Origin of the sequence: Vibrio sp. Isolate25 (assembly GCF_022398025.1) — a bacterium.
Lineage (GTDB): Bacteria > Pseudomonadota > Gammaproteobacteria > Enterobacterales > Vibrionaceae > Vibrio > Vibrio coralliilyticus_A.
The window spans coordinates 22,956-44,426 of sequence record NZ_JAKEUT010000020.1 but is presented as its reverse complement, the minus strand read 5'-3'; the positions used below and the strand labels follow the sequence as shown (position 1 = coordinate 44,426).

Sequence of the window (21,471 nt, the reverse complement as noted above, 5' to 3'; positions counted from 1 at the left end):
TTGTATGTCATTTCGCCTTTTTCAACTTGGGCAACAACAGCCAATTTAAAGCCCATTGTGTAATCTCGTTGAGAGCGCTTTGGTGTTGTATTGCTTGAAGAGTTCATTGATAAGTCTCCGAAGTGTCAACTTATCTCAGGACGGGACAAATCCCTAAACAAAAAAGCCTTAGTCCATGCTAAGGCTTTTCTTTAACAACTCGTATCAAGCTAAGGTTTTAGTGAACGCTCACCGCGTGCGATCCCTACCACACCACTTCGGGCAACCTCAATGACATCAGTCACCTCTGAAATCGCTTGAATGAACGCATCGAGCTTTTCACTGGTACCCGCTAGTTGAACCGTGTATTGAGAAGCGGTGACATCAACAATCTGACCACGGAAGATATCCGCTGTACGCTTTACTTCGGCGCGAGCAAAACCGCTGGCTTTCACTTTGACCATCATCAGCTCACGTTCAATATGATCAAGCTCAGTGACTTCCTGAACTTTGAGCACATCAATCAACTTATTGAGCTGTTTCTGGATCTGTTCAAGCTGCATATCATCGGAAATCGTTGTGATGTTCAAGCGCGACAGCGTTTCATCATCTGTCGGTGATACGGTTAGTGACTCAATGTTGTAGCCACGTTGTGAGAACAAACCTACCACTCGGGATAATGCCCCCGGTTGGTTTTCCATTAGCAGTGAAATAATGTGTCTCATATTATGTTCTCTCCGTTTTGCTTAGCCACATCTTGTCCATACCTTCGCCTTTGATTTGCATTGGGTACACATGCTCAGTTTCATCAACATTGATATCAACAAACACTAAACGATCTTTCATTTCTAATGCTTGTTTCAAACCAGACTCAAGCTGGTCAGGAGTTTCAATGCGAATCCCCGCATGTCCGTACGCTTCTGCAATCGCAACGAAGTCCGGAACGGAGCTCATATATGAGTTAGAATGTCTTCCTTGGTAAACAATGTCTTGCCACTGTTTCACCATACCTAGGAAACGGTTATTCAGGTTAATGATCTTGACTGGGATATCATATTGCAGCGCCGTCGACAGTTCCTGAATGTTCATCTGGATACTGCCATCACCGGTCACGACCACAACCTCTTCTTCGGGCTTGGCAAACTTAACCCCGAGGCCGGCCGGTAAACCAAAACCCATCGTGCCAAGACCACCTGAGTTAATCCAGCGACGTGGTTTATTAAACGGATAGTAAAGCGCGGCAAACATTTGATGCTGGCCGACATCAGACGCAACGTAGGCATCACCATTGGTCAATTTATGTAGCACTTCGATAACTTGCTGAGGCTTAATACGCTCAGATGTCGATTCATAGGATAGACATTCGCGATCACGCCAAGTCTGAATATCATCCCACCAGCTCTGCATCGCATCACTATCATTGGTCGCGCCTTGCTCTTCGAGCAGTGACACCATACTCGCCAGCACTTTCTCTGCAGAGCCAACAATTGGTAGGTCTGCTTTGACGTTTTTCGAGATAGATGACGGGTCAATATCAATATGCATTACTTTGGCATTCGGGCAGTACTTTTCCAAGTTGTTGGTGGTTCGATCATCAAATCGCACACCAATACCAAAGATTAAGTCTGCGTTGTGCATGGCCATATTGGCCTCATACACACCATGCATCCCCAGCATACCAAGAGAATTTTTATGCGTACCCGGGAAGGCGCCTAGCCCCATCAAGGTACTAACGACAGGTAAGTTTAACGCCTCTGATAGCTTCAGAATCTGCTCATCGGCTTCTGAAATAACCGCGCCACCACCGACATAAAGCACAGGTTTTTTCGCTGCAAGTAATGCTTTCAAAGCTTTTTTGATTTGGCCTTTATGCCCCGATGTGGTTGGTTTGTACGAACGCATTGAGATAGTCGCAGGGTATTCATATGGCAGTTTGATCTGCGGATTCATTACATCTTTAGGCAGATCGATAACAACTGGGCCAGGGCGCCCTGTTGTCGAAATATAGAAAGCTTTCTTCATGATTTCAGGAATATCTTCGGCTTTCTTAACCAAGAAGCTATGCTTAACAATCGGACGCGAGACACCGACAATATCACACTCTTGGAAGGCATCATTACCAATCAGGTTGTTAGGTACGTTACCTGAAATCACGATCATTGGAATTGAGTCCATATACGCGGTCGCAATACCCGTTACAGTATTGGTTGCGCCTGGACCAGAGCACACCAGAACGACACCTGGCTTGCCTGTTGCGCGAGTATAACCATCTGCCATATGGGTAGCGGCTTGTTCATGACGAACGAGGACGTGCTTGATTTGATCTGTCTTAGCATGAAGTGCATCGTAAATATCCAAAACGGAGCCGCCAGGATATCCAAAAATTTGTTCAACACCTTCTTCGATCAGAGATTGGACAACCATCTCTGCACCGGACAACATTGCTGCCATATTATTCTCCTCACCAAGCTACCAATTCGTAAGGTCAACGTATTGGGCTGGTTTTACATAGTCTAGGGCTTATTCGTAGCCTAATCGAAATACTTCCACTTTTTCGGCTATGTCTTGCTCTGTCGTAACAGAAAACAAGTTCACGCAACAAATGTAACGTTTTCTTATCAAAGGATCTAATGCGACTTAACTCTCATTTTAAACAAGATGCTACTTATCAAACTAATATAAGGAAGGAACACCAAACACACAGAAACAAATAGATAGTTTGCAAAATTAACAGTAGAAATACAGAATAAAATATTATCCAGTAATGCACTTTTACAACATTGAAACCAACCTATCTCGTAAACGTGAGGTATAAAAAATCCCTCATCAGCCACTAAAGCTAGATTGAGGGATTTTTAAGCACTTTAAAAATTAACCTGTTCAAGAATCACTTTTTTACTGCATTATCAGTGTACATTTCTTCGATTTCATCTTGGTATTTGTCATTAATGACCTTACGCCGCAGTTTTTGAGTAGGCGTCATCTCCCCTTCGTCCATCGAAAATGCTTTGGGTAGCAGCTTGAACTTCTTCACCTGTTCAAACTTGGCAAGCTCTTTTTGTAGATCATTCACTCGCTTTTCCAACATCTCCACCACTTGATGATGCTTAATCAGTTCAACACGATCATGGTACTTGATGTTCAGTTCTTTCGCGTACTCCTCCAGACTGTCGTAGCACGGCACTATCAATGCGGAAACGAACTTGCGCGTATCCGCAATCACGGCGATCTGCTCGATAAAGTGGTCTTTACCGATTGCTCCTTCAATCATCTGAGGCGCAATATATTTTCCACCAGACGTCTTCATCAATTCTTTGATGCGGTCGGTAATAAACAGATGACCATCCTCATCAATATGGCCCGCATCACCAGTTTTGAGGAAGCCATGCTCATCAAAAGTCTTCGCCGTTTCTTCCGGCATCTTGTAATAACCACGCATCACCATAGGGCCACGCACGAGAATTTCATTATTCTCGCCGATTTTCACTTGTGCACCGGGCATCGCCGTCCCAATAGAGTCTGGGTTAAAACGACTATCCCCCCAACAGGAGACCGTGGCCGTAGTTTCTGTCATGCCATAGCCCAGCTTGACGTTGATCCCCATTGCATGGAAAAAGCGACCAATTGTTTCATCCAGTTTCGCTCCACCACAAGGCATAAAGTTAATTCGTCCACCCAATAGTGCACGTAACTTAGAAAGCACTAACTTATCGGCTAACTGATGAGATTTTTTCAAGACTAAGGATGGTTCTCGCCCTTCCTGAGCACAAGCCGCCATTTTGGCCCCCATATTCACAGCCCATGTGAACAAAACTTTGCGAATAATGGGTGCTTTAGCGACTTTTTCATGAATCGCGGAGAAGATCTTTTCGTAGAACCTCGGAACCGCGCACATGACTGTTGGGCGAACCTCACTCAGTGCTTCACGCACCTGCATGGTATCTTGCAAATAGCAGTTCGTCGCACCACGGTAGAGCACATAGAAAGTCCACGCTCGTTCAAACACATGTGACAAAGGAAGGAAACAAAGCGAAACATCGTCTTGGGTTAAGCTCAGGCGCGAGTCATGTCCTTCGAGTTGAGCGGCAATATTACGATAATCCAGCATGACCCCTTTAGGCTGACCTGTCGTGCCAGAGGTGTATATCAGAGTCAGTAGGTCATCAATATTAGCGTTGGCTAAACGCTCATCTAACTCGCTTTGCATTGCACCATCTGCGGCAGCTAAAAATTGCTGCCAAGTACGGACAAATGAAGGTAAACCCGTACTAATATCGTCAGACATGACCACAATCAGTTCCAACTGTGGACATTGTTCAAAAATAGAGATGGCCGCATCCAGTTGCGCTTGTTCACCGACAAAGAGAATACGAACATCGGCATTTTGCAGAATATAAGAGGATTGAGCCGCTGTATTGGTTGGGTAGATAGGCACAGTCACAGCACGAGCTTGTAACGCCGCAATATCTGCGATTGTCCACTGCGGCATATTGTTGGCAAAGATACCGATTTTATCTTGGACTTTAATATTGTGCGTCAACAACGCCAGTGATAGAGCATCCACCTGCTGGCCAAACTGCTTCCAACTAATGCCATTCCACATATCGCCCACTTTGTGTTTGAGAGCAATACGATCACCACTCTTGGCAATCTGTTCACGAATTCTTTTTACAACATGAAAATCTAAGTTGGTCATCTCTTCTACCTTTAGCTTACACCTGTAAGCTTTTTCAGCGCACAAGTGTACATTTCAGTTCGTAAAAGGCAACTGACGGGTATCAAACTTATCAATTAAATAGTAAAAAACCTTGAATGCCTTATCGACACCCAAGGTTTCATTCTTCTCTTAAATAACAGCTAATTAGTCTAGAGCAACGACTTCACCGCAGATCATCATTAACTGGTCACGTAGCCAGATATGACCTTTGTCTTTTTCGCTTGATTCATGCCAGCTTAGGAAGCCGCTAATTTTGCTATTCTCGAATGGGAAATCCAACACTTGTAACTGATCTTTGTTCGCTGCGTTTTCTACCATCCAGCGTGGTGCAATCGTAACAAGTTCAGACTGACCTACAACATAAAGAACATTGCTCAGGCTGGTGCCTTCATAGTATGCCTGAACATCTAAGTCGCAATATGCTTGCTCTGAGAAGCTACGTTGACCATGTACGCGAGACAGTTTCGCATGACGTTCACCTTTCAGAAGGTCTGCCGTTACGGCTTCTTGGATACGTGGGTGAGACTTAGACGCCACTACCACTAGCTCATCTTGGAAGATTTCTGTGCTTGAGAAACCTTGCTCATCAAAGCGAGCGTAATCAATCACAAAGTCGATTTCTTGGTAGCGCATTCTTTCAGCCAGTTGGCGATCAAATTCCGCATCAAGGTGAAGTTGAACATTAGGAGCCTGATCATGAATTGTCGACATAATCTTTGGTGCAAAGCGCATATCACATGGGCTGCAAATCGCCAGTTTGAACAAACGCGTTGATGTTTCAGGCGAGAAAATAGAGCTTGGCAGCTCATTACGGATAAGTTGCAGTGCTTGGCGAACAGGACCAAATAGCTGGCGTGCACGCTGAGTCGGCTGAATGCCACGTCCCTGACGCATAAATAACTCGTCATTAAACATAACTTTTAGACGTGCTACAGCATTACTAACTGCGGGTTGAGACATGCCAAGGTTATGAGCGGCACGGGTAATATTTTGCTCTTGCATTACTGCATCAAACACAGTGAGAAGGTTTAGATCTACTCCACGTAGAGTGCTTTCCATTCGGTAGCTAGCAATCGCACTCATAGACTCTTTTTTATCAATCATCAGGCAAGCCTCTTGTATTCGTCAATGTAAATGGTTCTTAAAATGAATGTTGGTTGGGAATAGATAACCCAGATCTTGTTATATTTATCCGTCAGATATGTTCTGGCGGATTTCTACTATCAACGAATCAATCAATGATTAGCAACAAGATTGATAATTAATCAGTATTTTTTACTTAAGTCATAAAATTAAGCTTATTAATCATCAACTTACGCTATATATAAAAAAGTATAAATCTCTCATACTGTAAGGATTTAATGGATCAATTAAGTCTATGGGGGAGTGTGAAGAGTCAGACCGGAACTATTTGCAAGAAAAATAATTCCATAGGTTGAAACAAAAACAGCATCAATAATTTGATGCTGTTGAAGTCATGAAGACATAATAGTGAGCTAAATATTAGTAACGTAACTAGGGAAATCAACTTTATCCCAGAGACTCTGAGTCAACTCCATCTTATTCTCCCAGTCCCCTTTGAGCAGCCAATCTGCAATCGCGTCAGCCACATCAGGGTAGCTGACACTTTCAGCCTGCTCTTCATCTAACCAACGACGTACAACCGAGGCATCAAGCATCTCCATACAGCTGGCTAATCCCAGCTCCTCCAGTGTTGCAACATTGCTCATCTGTTCAAATTGCCCGCTGAGTGGTTTGAGTAATAACTTCTTACCTAGTGTCAACGCTTCAGAGGGCAACTCAAAACCACCATTGGCAATGACACCATTACAACGATTAAGCGAATATTGAAACCTTTGGAAACTAAGTGGCAAATAGTGAACATTGTCGACAATCTGTTCTTCTATCACCTCAGGATGAAAGCAAACAAATCGCTGCTGTGAGAAACGTAGCAATAATTCGGCAATATCATGAATGCTTTCGAACGGCAGATATACGAGGACAAAATCTTCGCCTACGACGTGCTCTTTATGGGTATGAACGATAGGAGGAAGAATGGGCTGATCAAAATGATACCAATGTAAGCCGATATGATGCTGCGCAGGCGCAAAGTACTTGACGATTTTTTTGTCTAGCCAGCTTGCTCCCCTGAGTGGCACTGAGTAACGAAATGCATTTTGATGGCTAATGCTGATAGACGCTTTACCTTGCATTTTCGCCGCCCAAGCAGACACTGGCTCAAAGTCATTCAGCACTAAATCAAAGTGATTTAAATCAAGCTGCTTCACTTCTTGGTAGAAGGCTAACAGGTTATTACTGAAACAGGTTTTTTGATAGTTGACCTGACCATTTTCAGTTACGAATGTTAAGCCACGACGTGTTTGATAGTCACCAAACGCTTCCATAGAGAAATACTTATCGGCGGCACGGCCAGAGAAGAGGAACTCTACCTCAATACCACGCTTCTTAAGTGCATAGCTCATCGCTCTCGCACGAGCGATATGACCATTACCTGTTCCTTGAACACCGTAGAGGATTCTCATTCGTTACGCTCCCATAATCACAGATAGTGCCATTTGCGCGCAGCCAATACCCAGCAGAGCCCCCAACACTACATCAGTCAAAAAGTGTACGCCGAGTAAAATACGCGAAGTAGCAATCAACGTAGCCCAAGCAAAAGCAAACAATTCGAGCTCGACATAAAAGACACTGATCAATGTAGCCATTAAGAAAGCGGCGGCGGTATGGCCTGAAGGTAAGCTATAACGATCTGAAGGGGTGATGAACGAAGTGACCAACTCAGACAGCTCTTCCGGACGGCGACGCTTGAAGACATTTTTCGCTGCCCAATAAATCGGAAGCTCCACCACAAAAGCAAGTAAACCAGCCAGCAGAAAGAGCGTGCCTGTTTCCCCACCTAGCCCCCAAGCGAGCAAACCAATAACAGCATACAAATGCCCATCCCCTGTATGCGATATCGCTTTACTCAAGCGGGAAAGCGGATAAGAGAATTTATGTTGCAAGCAAAATAGTGAAAACGCCAGATCAAACTTGGCAATAGGCTCGATTGAACGCATGACCGGCTCCTTGTTACCGCGGTTATGCCTTCAAACTTAAGAGACTGAAATGACAAATCAGTGAAGCTTTGAGGTTGATTCAGTTACATTGTCAAAATCCAATCTAACGATGGGTACAAGAGTGCACGACCACTTTTCTCTTGTTATTTGATCTTGTCGTCCACAATAGCGCGCGAGGGGTAAACCAAAGATGTAACTGGCGAACAGGCCTTACCATTGATTGCTTCTATGCTTGATTGGCTTAATCCAGCAAATTCACTATGAATAATCCCACTATTTCTTTTCATTTACTTATTGATGAATAAAAAAACAACTTAAGGGTTGACGTGCACTGTGGAGTGCGGTACTAATTTGTTAACTTAATTTTGTGGTTTATTTAACGCCCTTACAGGAACCGTTAACAATGATGAAGCGTTTTTCTATCCTGCTGAGCCTCCTCCTTATCGTGACCAGATCGCGCGGGTAGGCTGTGGAAGAAAAATAACCACAACAAGATTTCACAAACCCGCACACAGATGCGGGTTTTTTTATACCTAGCTTTTTATAGCTAAGCGGAAGAAAACGATTTACTGCGTACAAAACACAAACATCAGGAAGGAAGCAACATGAACGATCAAGTCATAATATTCGACACCACATTACGTGATGGCGAACAAGCGTTGTCAGCAAGCTTGACAGTTAAAGAGAAACTGCAGATTGCCTATGCGCTGGAAAGACTCGGCGTTGATGTGATTGAAGCCGGCTTTCCTGTGTCTTCGCCTGGTGATTTCGAGTCAGTACAAACCATCGCCAAACACATTAAAGACAGCCGAATCTGTGCCCTTTCGCGTGCCGTTGCGAAAGACATCGATGCCGCGGCTGAAGCTTTAAAAGTTGCTGAGCAATTCCGAATTCACACCTTCATTTCTACTTCCACTGTTCATGTTCAAGATAAACTACGCCGCAGTTACGATGATGTCGTAGAAATGGGAGTCAAAGCAGTTAAACATGCTCGTCAATATACGGATGATGTCGAGTTCTCATGTGAAGACGCAGGACGCACTCCAATTGACAACTTATGTCGCATGGTCGAAGCGGCAATTGATGCAGGTGCTAGGACTATCAACATCCCAGACACAGTGGGCTACACAGTACCCAATGAGTTTGGCGGTATCATTCAAACCTTATTTAACCGTGTTCCTAACATTGATAAAGCCATCATTTCTGTTCACTGTCACGACGACTTGGGCATGTCGGTTGCGAACTCGATTGCTGCCGTTCAAGCAGGAGCACGCCAGATAGAAGGGACGATTAATGGTATTGGTGAGCGTGCCGGTAACTGTTCTCTAGAAGAAATAGCCATGATCATCAAAACTCGTCAGGAATTCTTAGGGGTTCACACGGGTCTTAAGCACGATGAGATTCATCGCACCAGCAAATTGGTCAGTCAGCTATGTAACATGCCAATCCAAAGCAACAAAGCCATTGTTGGTGCCAACGCATTCAGCCACTCTTCCGGCATCCACCAAGATGGCATGCTAAAGAATAAAAACACCTATGAGATCATGACACCCGAGTCAATTGGCCTTAAGAATCAGGCATTGAATTTAACCAGTCGGAGTGGTCGCGCCGCAGTAAAAAGCCACATGGATAGCATGGGCTACAAAGAGGAAGAATACAGCCTAGATGCTTTGTATGAAGATTTCTTGAAGCTTGCAGATCGTAAAGGACAAGTGTTCGACTACGATTTAGAAGCCTTGATGCACTTCTCAAACCTTCGCGAAGAAGACGATTTCTACAAGCTAAACTACCTAAGCGTTCAGTCCGGCAGCGTCATGGCAACCACCAGTATCAAATTGCAATGTGGTGATGAAGAGCAATGCGAAGCCGCGGTAGGTAATGGCCCAGTTGATGCTCTATACCAATGTATCTATCGCGTCACCGGATATGATATCGTGCTAGACAAGTTTGATTTAACCGCGAAAGGCGAAGGTGAAGACGGTTTAGGTCAAGCAGACATCATCGCTAACTATAAAGGCCGAAAATACCACGGTACCGGTGTTTCCACCGATATCGTAGAAGCTTCTGGTCAGGCGCTATTGCATGTAATCAACAGCATTCACCGTGCCGACAAAATTGCAGAAATTAAACAGAAAAAAATCGCAACAGTATAAATAGACTCCGGGGACGAGAGTCGTTCCTGGAACCAAAATAAAAAATTAAAGGATTACCATGACAGACAAATCTTACAAAATTGCCGTGTTACCAGGAGACGGTATTGGCCCAGAAGTAATGCAGCAAGCACACAAAGTGCTAGATGCCATCGAAAAGAAACACTCTATCGAATTGACTCGCGATGAACACGATGTTGGTGGTATCGCTATTGACAATCACGGTTGCCCACTTCCGGACAGCACAATCAAAGCCTGTGAAGAATCCGATGCAGTATTATTTGGCTCTGTTGGTGGCCCTAAATGGGAACATTTACCACCAAATGATCAACCGGAACGTGGCGCTCTACTCCCACTTCGTAAGCACTTCCAACTTTTCTGTAATTTACGCCCAGCACAAATTCATAAGGGTCTAGAGGCGTTCTCACCACTGCGCGCAGATATTTCTGGCAACGGCTTTGATATTGTTGTGGTACGTGAACTGACTGGAGGAATCTACTTCGGTCAACCAAAAGGCCGTGAGGGTGAAGGCGCAAATGAAAAAGCGTTTGATACTGAAGTTTATCATCGTTTTGAAATTGAGCGCATTGCAAAGATTGCCTTTGAGTCCGCGCGTTTGCGTGACAAGAAAGTATGTTCTATCGATAAAGCCAATGTTCTGCAGAGCTCGATTCTATGGCGAGAAGTAGTCGAAGAAATAGCTAAAGATTACCCAGATGTCGAGCTATCACACATGTATATAGACAATGCGACCATGCAGCTCATCAAAGATCCAGCCCAGTTTGACGTTATGCTTTGCTCAAATATTTTCGGCGATATCATTTCTGATGAATGTGCCATGATCACTGGTTCTATGGGCATGTTGCCTTCAGCCTCTTTAAATGAGAGTAAATTCGGCCTTTACGAACCAGCAGGGGGTAGTGCACCAGACATTGCAGGTAAAAACATCGCCAACCCAGTTGCGCAAATCCTCTCTGCCGCACTCATGCTGCGGTATAGCTTAGGTGAAGAAGCTGCTGCTCAGGATATCGAAGTTGCTGTATCCAAAGCCCTTTCTGCTGGAGAGCTGACAGCGGATCTAGCAGGTAATAATCCAGCACTTTCAACTGCAGAAATGGGCGACAAAATCGCCGAGTACATTCTAAATTCATAATAATTATTTGCTCCTGATAAGCCGTTGTCAGGAGCGACACACAGGACAGTAATAATGGGCAAAACACTATACGAAAAGGTCTACGACGCACACGTTGCTGTGGCCGCAGAGGGTGAAAACCCTATCTTATACATCGACCGTCATTTAGTGCATGAAGTGACTTCTCCACAAGCTTTTGATGGCTTGCGCGAAAAAGGCCGTAAAGTACGTCAAGTTGGCAAGACGTTTGCCACCATGGACCACAACGTTTCCACCCAGACGAAAGACATCAATGCCTCCGGCGAGATGGCACGTATCCAGATGGAAACACTATCGAAAAACTGTGAAGAATTTGGTGTCACCCTGTACGACATTAATCACAAATACCAAGGCATTGTGCACGTTATGGGCCCAGAGCTAGGCATTACGCTTCCGGGCATGACGATTGTCTGTGGTGACTCACACACAGCAACCCATGGTGCATTTGGCTCGCTAGCTTTTGGTATCGGTACGTCAGAAGTGGAACACGTTTTAGCGACTCAAACGCTAAAGCAAGCGCGCGCCAAAACCATGAAAATCGAAGTGAAAGGCAAAGTCGCACCGGGCATCACAGCAAAAGATATCGTACTCGCCATCATCGGTGAAACCACGGCGGCTGGCGGTACGGGATATGTGGTCGAGTTCTGCGGTGAAGCGATTACCGATCTTACAATGGAAGGTCGCATGACAGTCTGTAACATGGCTATCGAATTGGGGGCGAAAGCGGGTCTAATCGCACCCGATGAAACCACATTCGAATACATCAAAGGCCGCAAGTTCGCACCACAAGGTGAAGATCTAGACGCGGCAATTGAATACTGGAAATCACTAAAAACGGATGATGATGCAGAGTTTGATGCGGTTGTCACACTTAACGCAGCAGACATTAAGCCTCAGATCACTTGGGGAACAAACCCAGGTCAGGTCATCGCTGTCGATGAGCCAATCCCTGCTCCTGAAAGCTTTGCGGACCCTGTAGAAAAAGCATCAGCAGAAAAAGCCTTAGCCTACATGGGGCTAGAAGCAGGCAAAGCGCTATCTGACTACAAAGTAGATAAAGTTTTTGTCGGCTCTTGTACGAACTCTCGTATCGAAGATATGCGTGCCGCGGCTGAAATCGCCAAAGGACGCAAAGTCGCTGACAACGTACAGGCGCTTATCGTACCTGGCTCTGAACAGGTAAAAGCGCAGGCAGAAGCTGAAGGCTTGGATATCATCTTTAAAGACGCCGGCTTTGAGTGGCGCCTACCAGGGTGTTCTATGTGTCTGGCAATGAACAATGACCGCCTAGGTCCACATGAGCGTTGTGCATCAACCTCAAACCGTAACTTTGAAGGTCGCCAAGGCCGTGACGGTCGTACCCATCTAGTGAGCCCAGCGATGGCAGCGGCAGCCGCTATTGCTGGTCACTTTGTTGATATTCGTGAATTGGACTAAGGAGAGAACAAATGTCAGGTTTTAAACAACACACAGGTTTGGTTGTTCCTCTAGATGCAGCGAATGTCGATACCGATGCTATTATCCCCAAACAATTTCTACAAAAGGTTTCTCGCCTAGGATTTGGTAAACATTTATTCCATGATTGGCGCTTCCTTGATGATGCAGGTGAGCAACCCAATCCAGAATTCGTAATGAATGCTCCTCGTTATCAAGGCGCTTCGATTCTTCTTGCTCGTGAAAACTTTGGTTGTGGATCATCCCGTGAACACGCGCCTTGGGCACTAGCAGATTACGGCATCAAAGCAATGATCGCACCAAGCTTTGCCGATATCTTCTACGGTAACTCTATCAACAACCAGATGGTACCAGTTCGTCTCACAGAGCAAGAAGTCGATGAGATCTTCCAATTTGTTGAAGCCAATGAAGGCGCGCAAGTAGAAGTTGATCTAGAAGCCAACGTGGTTCGCGCAAATGGAAAAGAATACACATTTGAGATTGACGAGTTCCGTCGCCACTGTCTATTAAACGGTTTAGATAACATAGGCTTAACTCTTCAACACGAAGACAAAATCGCTGAATACGAAAATCGCATTCCTTCGTTTCTTAAATAGTTGAGAAGCGTAAAACTAAACCGTTTGTAAAAGCGTAAGCTGAAAGTAATAGAGCAGTCACTGAGTGACTGCTCTTGTCACACGCAACGTGGGCTCCCGAAAGGCGCACATAAAAAAACCAAGACTCTCAACTTGAGAATCTTGGTTTATATTTGAGCCTTAATTACAGTATGAAACTCTGTTTTCTGGATTAAGTTACTCTACCGTTACCGCTTTTGCCAAGTTACGTGGTTGATCTACATCTGTCCCTTTGATGAGCGCGACATAGTACGATAGCAGCTGCATCGGAATCGTGTAGTAGATAGGGGCTGTGATTTCGCTTACGTGAGGCATAGTGATGATCTTCATGGTTTCATCAGCTTCAAAGCCCGCATCCGCATCCGCAAATACATACAGCAAGCCACCACGAGCACGCACTTCTTCAATATTCGACTTAAGTTTTTCCAGCAGTTCATTGCTCGGTGCGACGACAACGACTGGCATGTCAGCATCAATGAGTGCCAGTGGACCATGCTTCAATTCACCTGCTGCATAAGCTTCAGCGTGAATGTAAGAAATCTCTTTAAGTTTCAACGACGCTTCCATGGCGATCGGGTAAAACTCACCACGACCAAGGAACAAAGTGTGATGCTTATCCGCAAAATCTTCCGCTAAAGCTTCAATATCTTTCTCAAATGAAAGTGCCGAGTTGATCTGTTTTGGCAATGCATGTAGCGCTTCAACGATCTCTTTTTCTTTCTCTTTGCTTACACGGTTTTGCTGCTTACCGAGTGCCGTCACTAGCATTAGCAGTGCTGAAAGCTGAGTGGTGAAGGCTTTAGTAGATGCAACGCCGATTTCGACGCCAGCACGTGTCATGAAAGCAAAATCAGACTCACGAACTAACGAAGAGCCTGCAACGTTACAAATCGTCATCGCCGCCATGTAGCCTTTCTCTTTGGCAAGACGAAGTGCCGCCAAAGTATCTGCTGTCTCACCAGACTGAGAAAGCGTGATCAGTAGGCTGTTTGGACGAGTCACAAATTTACGGTAGCGGAACTCAGATGCAATTTCGACATCACAACTTACACCAGCAATATCTTCAAACCAATAACGCGCAGTCATACCCGCGTTGTAAGACGTACCACACGCAACGATCTGGACGTGTTCAACTTTGCTCAAAATCTCAGCGGCATTGACACCAATCGCTTCCGTCACCACAGAATCAGACGTCAAACGTCCTTCCATTGTGTTAATCAGAGCAGTAGGTTGCTCATAGATTTCTTTTTGCATGAAGTGGCGGTACTGGCCCTTGTCACCCGCATCGTGCTCTGCGTTTGATTCAATCACTTCACGCTCGACACGCTCACCAGAAAGATCAAATACGTTCACTTCACGACGAGTGATTTCAGCCACATCGCCTTCTTCCAGATACATAAAGCGACGGGTCACATTTAGCAATGCAAGCTGATCTGAAGCGAGGAAGTTTTCACCGACACCGAAACCAATGACGATCGGGCTGCCAGAGCGAGCAACAACAATGCGTGAAGGATCTTTGCGATCAACAGCAACTGTACCGTAAGCGCCTTCAAGTTGCTTGGCTGTTTTCTGAACCGCCTCAAGTAATGAGTCAGCAGTGCGTAGCTCCCACTCAACCATATGAGCAATAACTTCAGTGTCCGTTTGGGAGTCAAATACATAGCCACGAGACTTTAGCAGCTCACGCAGCTCTTCATGATTTTCAATGATACCATTATGCACAACAGCAATATCACCTGACATGTGCGGGTGTGCGTTAGTCTCTGAAGGCTCACCGTGGGTTGCCCAACGCGTGTGTGCGATACCTGTCCCACCGACCACTTCCGCTGCGTCCACAGCGTCCGCCAGTTCCTGAACTTTACCCAGACGACGAAGGCGAGTCAGATTAGAATCACCATCAACTACAGCAACACCTGCAGAGTCATAACCACGGTATTCAAGGCGGCGTAAGCCTTCCACCAGAATTTCAGCCACATCTCGTTGTGCTACTGCACCGACGATTCCACACATATTTGTATCTCCGTTTTGGTATCCCTTCCTCATCCGAGGTACGCAATCTAGACAGCAAGCAAAAAAGCCAAATTGACGGGATTAAATTGATTACATTGTTTTAAATAGCTTTATACGCAAATAACTTTCACATCTTGAGATTCAATTTGCTGTTTGAACTCAGGATTCAAGTCTTTGTTAGTAATTAAGATATCGATGGAAGTCCAAGCCAGTTCGAGGTTTGGAATCTTACGACCAATTTTTCCCGATTCGACCATCACAATGACTTCACGTGACACTTCAGCCATCACTTTACTTAGGCCGACCAATTCATTAAATGTTGTCGTACCTCGCTCTAAGTCAACGCCATCAGCACCAATAAATAGCTGGTCAAAGTCATATGAGCGTAGTACCGACTCAGCCACTTGTCCTTGAAAAGACTCAGAATGTGCATCCCAAGTCCCGCCCGTCATCAATAACGTAGGCTCACTTTCAAGCTCATTAAGCGCGTTCGCCACATTGAGTGAGTTAGTCATCACAACCAAACCACGCATACCATCCAGTTGCTTGATCAATGAAGCGGTTGTGCTGCCACTGTCGATCACAATGCGATTGTGCTCGCGGATCAGCTTGGCGGCCGCTTGGGCGAGTTCATTCTTACGAATCGAAACATTTTCGCTCAATTCATCGCTGACGACTTCTTTTGGTAATGCGATAGCACCACCATAGCGACGCAATAATTGGCCATTTTTCTCTAAAGAGGCAAGATCCTTTCGAATTGTGACTTCAGAAGTCTCAAATTGGAGAGACAAAGACTCAACACTGACCTCACCTTTTTCATTTACCAAATTAGAAATTGCGTGTCTTCTTAGTTGCGTGTTTCGTTTCGACATCTTAATTTCATTTAATAAGTTTCGTTGTGAAAGAAATTATAGTCAAACCGAAACTTTAAAGTCCATTTATTTTGAACCAAAAAATAAAAAATAGCGGCAAAACCTTGTCCTAAGACAATTCTTAAACAGTGATATTGGCGTGAATCAGTGGTAGAATTCGCCACCGAAAAGAAAAAAAATTACAGAATTGACCGTTATTTTTTTGCAACTAACCGCATATATCCTAGGTTAGTCACAGAAATGCTGAGTATTATCCAGACAGTTTGGTCATAAAATGACTAAACTTGTTGAAAGACTTTCAGTTCTGAAGTCGACGACAACATTGATGTTCTCTTGTATATAGAAGGCACGAAATGCCAGGCGGGAACCCTCGACTTCAGCGAGATAAATGACTTTCAGATTGTAACTATTATTGACCGGAGAATATCTTCCATGAAAAAGACCAAAATCGTATGTACGATTGGCCCTAAAACTGAATCTGTAGAGAAGCTAACTGAACTCGTAAATGCAGGCATGAACGTAATGCGCCTAAACTTCTCTCACGGTGACTACCAAGAGCACGGCACTCGTATTGCGAACTTCCGTAAAGTAATGGAAGAGTCTGGTAAGCAACTGGCTATCCTTTTAGATACTAAAGGTCCAGAGATCCGTACTATCAAGCTAGAAAATGGCGACGATGTTGATCTGGTTGCTGGTCAGGAGTTCACTTTCACAACTGACACTTCAGTTGTGGGCGACAAAGACAAAGTAGCGGTAACTTACGCAGGTTTCGCAGCAGACCTTAACGTTGGTAACACGATCCTAGTGGACGACGGTCTAATCGAAATGGAAGTACTAGCAACTTCAGAAACTGAAGTGAAATGTAAGGTACTGAACAACGGCGCACTAGGCGAAAACAAAGGCGTTAACCTACCTGGCGTTTCAGTAAACCTACCTGCTCTATCTGAAAAAGATAAGAACGACCTTAAGTTTGGTTGTGAGCAAGGCGTTGACTTCGTTGCAGCCTCTTTCATCCGTAAAGCGTCTGACGTAAAAGAAATTCGCGAAGTACTTGCGGCTAACGGCGGTGAAAACATCCACATCATATCTAAGATCGAAAACCAAGAAGGTGTTGATAACTTCGATGAGATCCTAGAGCTGTCTGACGGTATCATGGTTGCTCGTGGTGACCTAGGTGTTGAAATCCCAGCGGAAGAAGTGATCTTCGCTCAGAAGATGATGATCGAGAAATGTAACCGTGCACGTAAGATGGTTATCACAGCAACTCAAATGCTTGATTCTATGATCAACAACCCACGTCCTACTCGTGCAGAAGCAGGTGACGTAGCGAACGCTGTGATGGACGGTACTGATGCTGTGATGCTTTCTGGTGAAACAGCCAAAGGTAAGTACCCTGTTGAAGCAGTTACTATCATGGCTCAGATCGCAAACCGCACAGATGCAGCACTAAAAGCTGAACTAGGTTCTCGCCTAGACAGCCCTCGTCTACGTATCACAGAAGCAGTATGTAAAGGCGCGGTAGACACTGCTGAAAAGCTAGCAGCTCCACTGATTGTTGTTGCAACTGAAGGTGGTAAATCAGCTCGCTCAGTACGTAAGTACTTCCCAACAGCAAACATCCTTGCACTGACTAATAATGCAAAAACTGCTGCTCAGCTTGTACTAACAAAAGGCGTTCGTCCTGTATTGGTTGATTCTATCGATAGTACTGACGCGTTCTACGTTCTAGGTAAAGAGCTAGCACTAGATTCAGGTCTAGGCAAAAAAGGTGATATCGTTGTTATGGTATCAGGTGCTCTAGTCGCTTCTGGTACAACTAATACAGCTTCTGTACACGTTCTGTAAGAACTGAATAAAAATTCATATTTATAAAAGAGGGCTCTAGCCCTCTTTTTTTATCCCCTCCCCTTGTCTCACTATTCAGCACGCTGTATTATCAATCAAAGTATTGCGTACCATTAAATTCACCGCGGTTTTATATAACGCGGTATTTATGCATATGAGGAAAGGAAAGTGTCTAGCCCAACGTTGACTGATAAAGTCTCGAAAATGATCTACCAAGACATCCTAAGTGGTGAGCTCAAACCAAACCAAAAGCTTGTTGTCGCAGATCTAAAAAACCGATACCGCGTGGGGGCCTCACCAATCAGAGAAGCACTTGTGCAACTCTCATGGACGAAGTATGTAAGTTTAGAGCCACAAAAGGGCTGTTGGGTGTCGCCAGTATGTGTTGATGAACTGGCTGATCTCTACGAAAGCCTACGCACTGTCGCCGCCGTATTGTTGAAAAAATCGATTCGTTCAGGAGGAGAAGAGTGGGAGCTGGAAGTGCTAACATCATTTCATAAGTTATCGCGAGTCAGCCTAACCAATGATGAATTCGACTGGAAAGAATGGGAAGAGCGTCTGCATCAATTCCATATCGCCCTGCTCGAAGGTGCCAATTCACGCAATATGTTTGAGTTTTTCACAGATCTTATCAACCAAATTAAGCGTTATCGCTACTTTGCGCGTAACAACGGACTAGACCCACGTCAATTTGAAATCGATGAGTGTGAGAAAATCATGAAGTTGGTACTGGCCAAAGATACAGAACAAGCTGCCGAGCAATTTGATCGTCACCTTCATCGTTCAATGGAACAAATCCAAACCACCATTGAGCACGCGGCTTAATCCTGAAAAGAGAAATCGAGCCTCGGCTCGATTTTTTAAGCAATCTCATCACTGCTTTTACACACAGAGACTCGATTTCGCCCTAGCGTCTTAGACTCGTACAGAGCAATATCTGCACATTTATAACAGCGAGTGCTATCTGCCGTCAGATCCGTCAACCCAACACTGACAGTGACAGGGACATCTGAAGCCATTTCAACCGCGACTCGCACCCGGTTCAGCGCCTGCTCTGCTTCATCAATACTGCTATGCGGCATGATAATCGCGAACTCTTCACCGCCAATACGAGCAATAAAATCCGTCTCACGCAAGGTCTCAATAATAATAGCGCCTACACGGCTTATCACTCTGTCACCTTCATCATGACCTTGCTCATCATTCACTCGCTTAAAGAAATCAATATCCAGTAACGCCAAGCAAGTGTCCTGCACCTTAGGGTAGCGTTGCGTTAACTTGGCACTGCGGCGCAGTTCTTGCTCAAATTTCCGGCGATTCCAGAGCTGCGTCAATTCATCCTTCTCACTCAAAATACGTAAACGCTCTTCAAGTTCCTTACGCTCTGAAATATCCACCAGCGAGGTAATGTAGTAACTGACTTTTTTTCCTTTCGCCAACACACACTGCACTCGCATTATTGCTGTCACCTTAGAGCCTGTTTTGGGATTCTCAATGCTGACTTCATCCTCCCACGTTTGGCTAGAAGTCGCTTTCTTGAACAAGGCAAGCATGGAAGCAAACGTCTTCTCTCCTACCAATGTTTGAATTATATTTTTGGAGGAGATCTCTTTTTGGCGATAACCTGTCAGCTTTTCAAACTCATGATTAACAAGCACGACTCGGTGGCGCTTGTCTGAGATCACCACGGCTGACATACCACTTAGTGCAGCTCTGGCTAGCTGACTTTCAAGGCTGCGTTTGCGATAGTAAACCAAGATACAGGTTGCAGGAATCGTAAAAGCGAGCACCACCAGCAGTACAATCGAAGCTTCTTTTACTAACAACTGGTAGTCTCTTTCACTGCGGGCTTTGAGCTCGTCACGACTTAAATCGATTACCAGATACAATTTATGGCGAGGGGATATCTGCAGTAGATTGAATACCACCAGATGATCATTTTCTATCACATAACCCGACTTTTTCGTTTGCATGGTTTGCCAAGTCTTAGGGTAGAGACTCGCTAAGTTATGCTGACTACGACTGGCTAATAAATTACCAAATAATTTACTCGGATCGTCACTCACCGAGTAAAAACCTTTTTCGCCAACAAGCTCTGGACGAAAGAAGTCATCAGGCGAATAGTTAAGACGAGAGCTCAGATACCAAACATCAATATTGAGGATCAAATAACCTACTCGTTCTTCTCCAACTTCAACGGGCGTGATCAAACGCAAGGCGGGTTTATAAGGATAAACCAGTTCGCCATTTTCCATCTCGAGGTCAATGCCCCATGCACCAATCTGATCATCTTTCAGCTGTTGAGCGTAGCGGAAATAACCACGATGCGATTTGTCTTGCAGTTGGTCTACAATGCTGGCGCGATTGCCACTCAGTAAGTAGTTAAGTCTGAGTTTCTCATAGCCAGAATTATCAAGGAAACGAATTTGGGTATACCATTTTTGGTTAATAGCAACCGATGACCAAATTTCTTCCACCACCTGACGATTATCATCATTCGGCACTAAGATATAATCGTACAAACTTCGACTATGCGAAAGAAGTTTAATAATGGAAACAAACTGACTGCGGACACCCTGATATTCACGCTCACTGTAGGCCAATTGATGCATGGCCTGCTTAGCTGTTAACTCGACAGTGTCTTTTTGGAGGGTTTGGTAGCGCTGGGCATAGTAAGCAAGCACCACTGACACCAACACAATAGTGGTAATGCACAAGTGCCAAAAGATGTTTTTTTGTTGTCTCACTACCACTGCTCCTAAATCGAAGGCGGGGCAGTATATCACCGAATAAAAAAGTGGTTAAGAATAACCCGAACGGCAATTGATAATTTTATAAAGCGCCTTAGTTATTACTAAAAAAGGCGCTTTTGATGGTTAATCTAACTGGTAAATGACGTCAACTCGATCACGAATCACAATTGTTGAATCTTGGTAGGTATTAGACTCCGCTTTCGCATCCATCGCCATAGAACGCATGAGGACGGGCTGAGAACTTGGCATATTATAATCGATTCGCCATACACCATTGATATCTTTACCAAAACCAGAAGCTAATGACTCAGCCTTGCTGTTGGCGTCCTTAATGGCCGCTTGACGCGCTTGTTCTTGGTACTTAGCCTGCTCTTTGACCTTTAATTGAATATTTTCCACCTGATTGATACCGGAGTTCAGCGCAATATCTAGGTACTGGTTAAGATTAGCCAACTCATCAACCGTCACGTTGACCGTTCTCGATGCACGATAGCCTACCAGCTCAGGTTTGCCATCTTTCGGGTAATGGTATTGAGGAGAGATATAAAGGTTAGAACTCGTGATGTTATCCGCACTCATGCCTTCATCTTTCAGCTCAGACAAAAAGTCAGAGACAACTTTATCCACCGTCTGCTTAGCTTGCTCTGCCGTCATTGTGGTTTCCACCACACGAACTGTAAATTTAGCCATGTCTGGCTTTGCTACGACTTCACCATAACCGGTCGTTGCTAGGTGTGGGAAGTTAGGTGTATCCGCATAAGCACCGATACTCACTAAGCCTGAAACAGCAATCGCTAGGCTAGAAACTCTCTTCATTATTGTTCA

General features: G+C 44.8%; 16 protein-coding genes. 6 read left to right on the top strand and 10 right to left on the bottom strand.

Features of this window, described 5'->3' with window-relative positions:
- Nucleotides 1-209: 209 nt before the first annotated feature.
- From ilvN to L1D15_RS20775, 6 genes are all read right to left on the bottom strand, one after another.
- Nucleotides 210-704, bottom strand: coding sequence for an acetolactate synthase small subunit (ilvN, locus tag L1D15_RS20800; RefSeq protein ID WP_006957816.1), 495 nt, complete (start codon nt 702-704; stop codon nt 210-212).
- A gap of 1 nt (nt 705) precedes the next feature.
- Entirely contained in the window at nt 706-2,430 is a 1,725-nt protein-coding gene (locus L1D15_RS20795) for an acetolactate synthase 3 large subunit (RefSeq protein WP_239876899.1), read from the bottom strand.
- A gap of 436 nt (nt 2,431-2,866) precedes the next feature.
- Nucleotides 2,867-4,675, bottom strand: a complete 1,809-nt coding sequence (locus L1D15_RS20790) for a long-chain fatty acid--CoA ligase (protein WP_239876898.1) — start codon at nt 4,673-4,675, stop codon at nt 2,867-2,869.
- Between the two features lie 165 nt (nt 4,676-4,840).
- The gene (gene leuO, locus L1D15_RS20785; RefSeq protein WP_239868901.1) at nt 4,841-5,800 is read right to left on the bottom strand and encodes a transcriptional regulator LeuO; all 960 of its coding nucleotides are present in this window, start codon (nt 5,798-5,800) and stop codon (nt 4,841-4,843) included.
- A gap of 392 nt (nt 5,801-6,192) precedes the next feature.
- Entirely contained in the window at nt 6,193-7,239 is a 1,047-nt protein-coding gene (locus L1D15_RS20780) for an MJ1255/VC2487 family glycosyltransferase (RefSeq protein WP_239876897.1), read from the bottom strand.
- A 3-nt stretch (nt 7,240-7,242) separates the two neighbouring features.
- Nucleotides 7,243-7,773, bottom strand: coding sequence for a phosphatase PAP2 family protein (locus tag L1D15_RS20775; RefSeq protein WP_239868917.1), 531 nt, complete (start codon nt 7,771-7,773; stop codon nt 7,243-7,245).
- A 605-nt stretch (nt 7,774-8,378) separates the two neighbouring features.
- Here L1D15_RS20775 and leuA point away from each other — a divergent pair.
- From leuA to leuD, 4 genes are read left to right on the top strand one after another with little or no spacing between them, the layout of a single operon-like run.
- The gene (gene leuA / locus L1D15_RS20770) at nt 8,379-9,926 is read left to right on the top strand and encodes a 2-isopropylmalate synthase (RefSeq protein WP_239876896.1); all 1,548 of its coding nucleotides are present in this window, start codon (nt 8,379-8,381) and stop codon (nt 9,924-9,926) included.
- Nucleotides 9,927-9,984: 58 nt separating this feature from the next.
- Nucleotides 9,985-11,076 carry a 3-isopropylmalate dehydrogenase gene (leuB, locus tag L1D15_RS20765; RefSeq protein ID WP_239838558.1) on the top strand — a complete coding sequence of 364 codons (1,092 nt, stop codon included), beginning with the start codon at nt 9,985-9,987 and terminating at the stop codon, nt 11,074-11,076.
- Between the two features lie 54 nt (nt 11,077-11,130).
- Complete coding sequence (gene leuC, locus L1D15_RS20760) at nt 11,131-12,531, top strand: 3-isopropylmalate dehydratase large subunit (RefSeq protein WP_239868921.1); 1,401 nt, start codon at nt 11,131-11,133, stop codon at nt 12,529-12,531.
- 11 nt (nt 12,532-12,542) lie between these two features.
- A complete protein-coding gene (gene leuD, locus L1D15_RS20755; protein WP_239838560.1) occupies nt 12,543-13,145 on the top strand; it encodes a 3-isopropylmalate dehydratase small subunit in 603 nt (200 codons plus the stop codon).
- 195 nt (nt 13,146-13,340) lie between these two features.
- Here leuD and glmS read toward each other — a convergent pair whose 3' ends face one another.
- Nucleotides 13,341-15,173: a glutamine--fructose-6-phosphate transaminase (isomerizing) gene (gene glmS / locus L1D15_RS20750; RefSeq protein WP_239876895.1), complete on the bottom strand. Its 1,833-nt coding sequence runs from the start codon at nt 15,171-15,173 to the stop codon at nt 13,341-13,343.
- Between the two features lie 110 nt (nt 15,174-15,283).
- Entirely contained in the window at nt 15,284-16,045 is a 762-nt protein-coding gene (locus tag L1D15_RS20745; RefSeq protein ID WP_239876894.1) for a DeoR family transcriptional regulator, read from the bottom strand.
- Nucleotides 16,046-16,477: 432 nt separating this feature from the next.
- Here L1D15_RS20745 and pykF point away from each other — a divergent pair, with 432 nt between their 5' ends.
- Together pykF and L1D15_RS20735 are read left to right on the top strand one after the other, a co-directional pair.
- Nucleotides 16,478-17,890, top strand: a complete 1,413-nt coding sequence (gene pykF, locus L1D15_RS20740; protein WP_239838563.1) for a pyruvate kinase PykF — start codon at nt 16,478-16,480, stop codon at nt 17,888-17,890.
- Between the two features lie 168 nt (nt 17,891-18,058).
- The gene (locus L1D15_RS20735; RefSeq protein WP_239838564.1) at nt 18,059-18,718 is read left to right on the top strand and encodes a GntR family transcriptional regulator; all 660 of its coding nucleotides are present in this window, start codon (nt 18,059-18,061) and stop codon (nt 18,716-18,718) included.
- 35 nt (nt 18,719-18,753) lie between these two features.
- Here L1D15_RS20735 and L1D15_RS20730 read toward each other — a convergent pair whose 3' ends face one another.
- Nucleotides 18,754-20,640, bottom strand: coding sequence for a sensor domain-containing diguanylate cyclase (locus tag L1D15_RS20730; RefSeq protein WP_239876893.1), 1,887 nt, complete (start codon nt 20,638-20,640; stop codon nt 18,754-18,756).
- Nucleotides 20,641-20,769: 129 nt separating this feature from the next.
- Nucleotides 20,770-21,462 (bottom strand): oxidative stress defense protein, encoded by a 693-nt coding sequence (locus L1D15_RS20725; protein WP_239838566.1) that lies wholly within the window; start codon nt 21,460-21,462, stop codon nt 20,770-20,772.
- Between the last annotated feature and the right edge of the window lie 9 nt (nt 21,463-21,471).

Bases quoted from the DNA above. Each gene is read 5' to 3' on its own strand.
- ilvN (WP_006957816.1), bottom strand. From the start codon at position 704: ATGAGACACATTATTTCACTGCTAATGGAAAACCAACCGGGGGCATTA.
- L1D15_RS20775 (WP_239868917.1), bottom strand. From the start codon at position 7,773: ATGCGTTCAATCGAGCCTATTGCCAAGTTTGATCTGGCGTTTTCACTA.
- leuO (WP_239868901.1), bottom strand. From the start codon at position 5,800: ATGATTGATAAAAAAGAGTCTATGAGTGCGATTGCTAGCTACCGAATG.
- leuC (WP_239868921.1), top strand. From the start codon at position 11,131: ATGGGCAAAACACTATACGAAAAGGTCTACGACGCACACGTTGCTGTG.
- leuA (WP_239876896.1), top strand. From the start codon at position 8,379: ATGAACGATCAAGTCATAATATTCGACACCACATTACGTGATGGCGAA.
- leuD (WP_239838560.1), top strand. From the start codon at position 12,543: ATGTCAGGTTTTAAACAACACACAGGTTTGGTTGTTCCTCTAGATGCA.
- pykF (WP_239838563.1), top strand. From the start codon at position 16,478: ATGAAAAAGACCAAAATCGTATGTACGATTGGCCCTAAAACTGAATCT.
- L1D15_RS20725 (WP_239838566.1), bottom strand. From the start codon at position 21,462: ATGAAGAGAGTTTCTAGCCTAGCGATTGCTGTTTCAGGCTTAGTGAGT.
- glmS (WP_239876895.1), bottom strand. From the start codon at position 15,173: ATGTGTGGAATCGTCGGTGCAGTAGCACAACGAGATGTGGCTGAAATT.
- L1D15_RS20790 (WP_239876898.1), bottom strand. From the start codon at position 4,675: ATGACCAACTTAGATTTTCATGTTGTAAAAAGAATTCGTGAACAGATT.
- L1D15_RS20795 (WP_239876899.1), bottom strand. From the start codon at position 2,430: ATGGCAGCAATGTTGTCCGGTGCAGAGATGGTTGTCCAATCTCTGATC.
- L1D15_RS20745 (WP_239876894.1), bottom strand. From the start codon at position 16,045: ATGTCGAAACGAAACACGCAACTAAGAAGACACGCAATTTCTAATTTG.
- leuB (WP_239838558.1), top strand. From the start codon at position 9,985: ATGACAGACAAATCTTACAAAATTGCCGTGTTACCAGGAGACGGTATT.
- L1D15_RS20780 (WP_239876897.1), bottom strand. From the start codon at position 7,239: ATGAGAATCCTCTACGGTGTTCAAGGAACAGGTAATGGTCATATCGCT.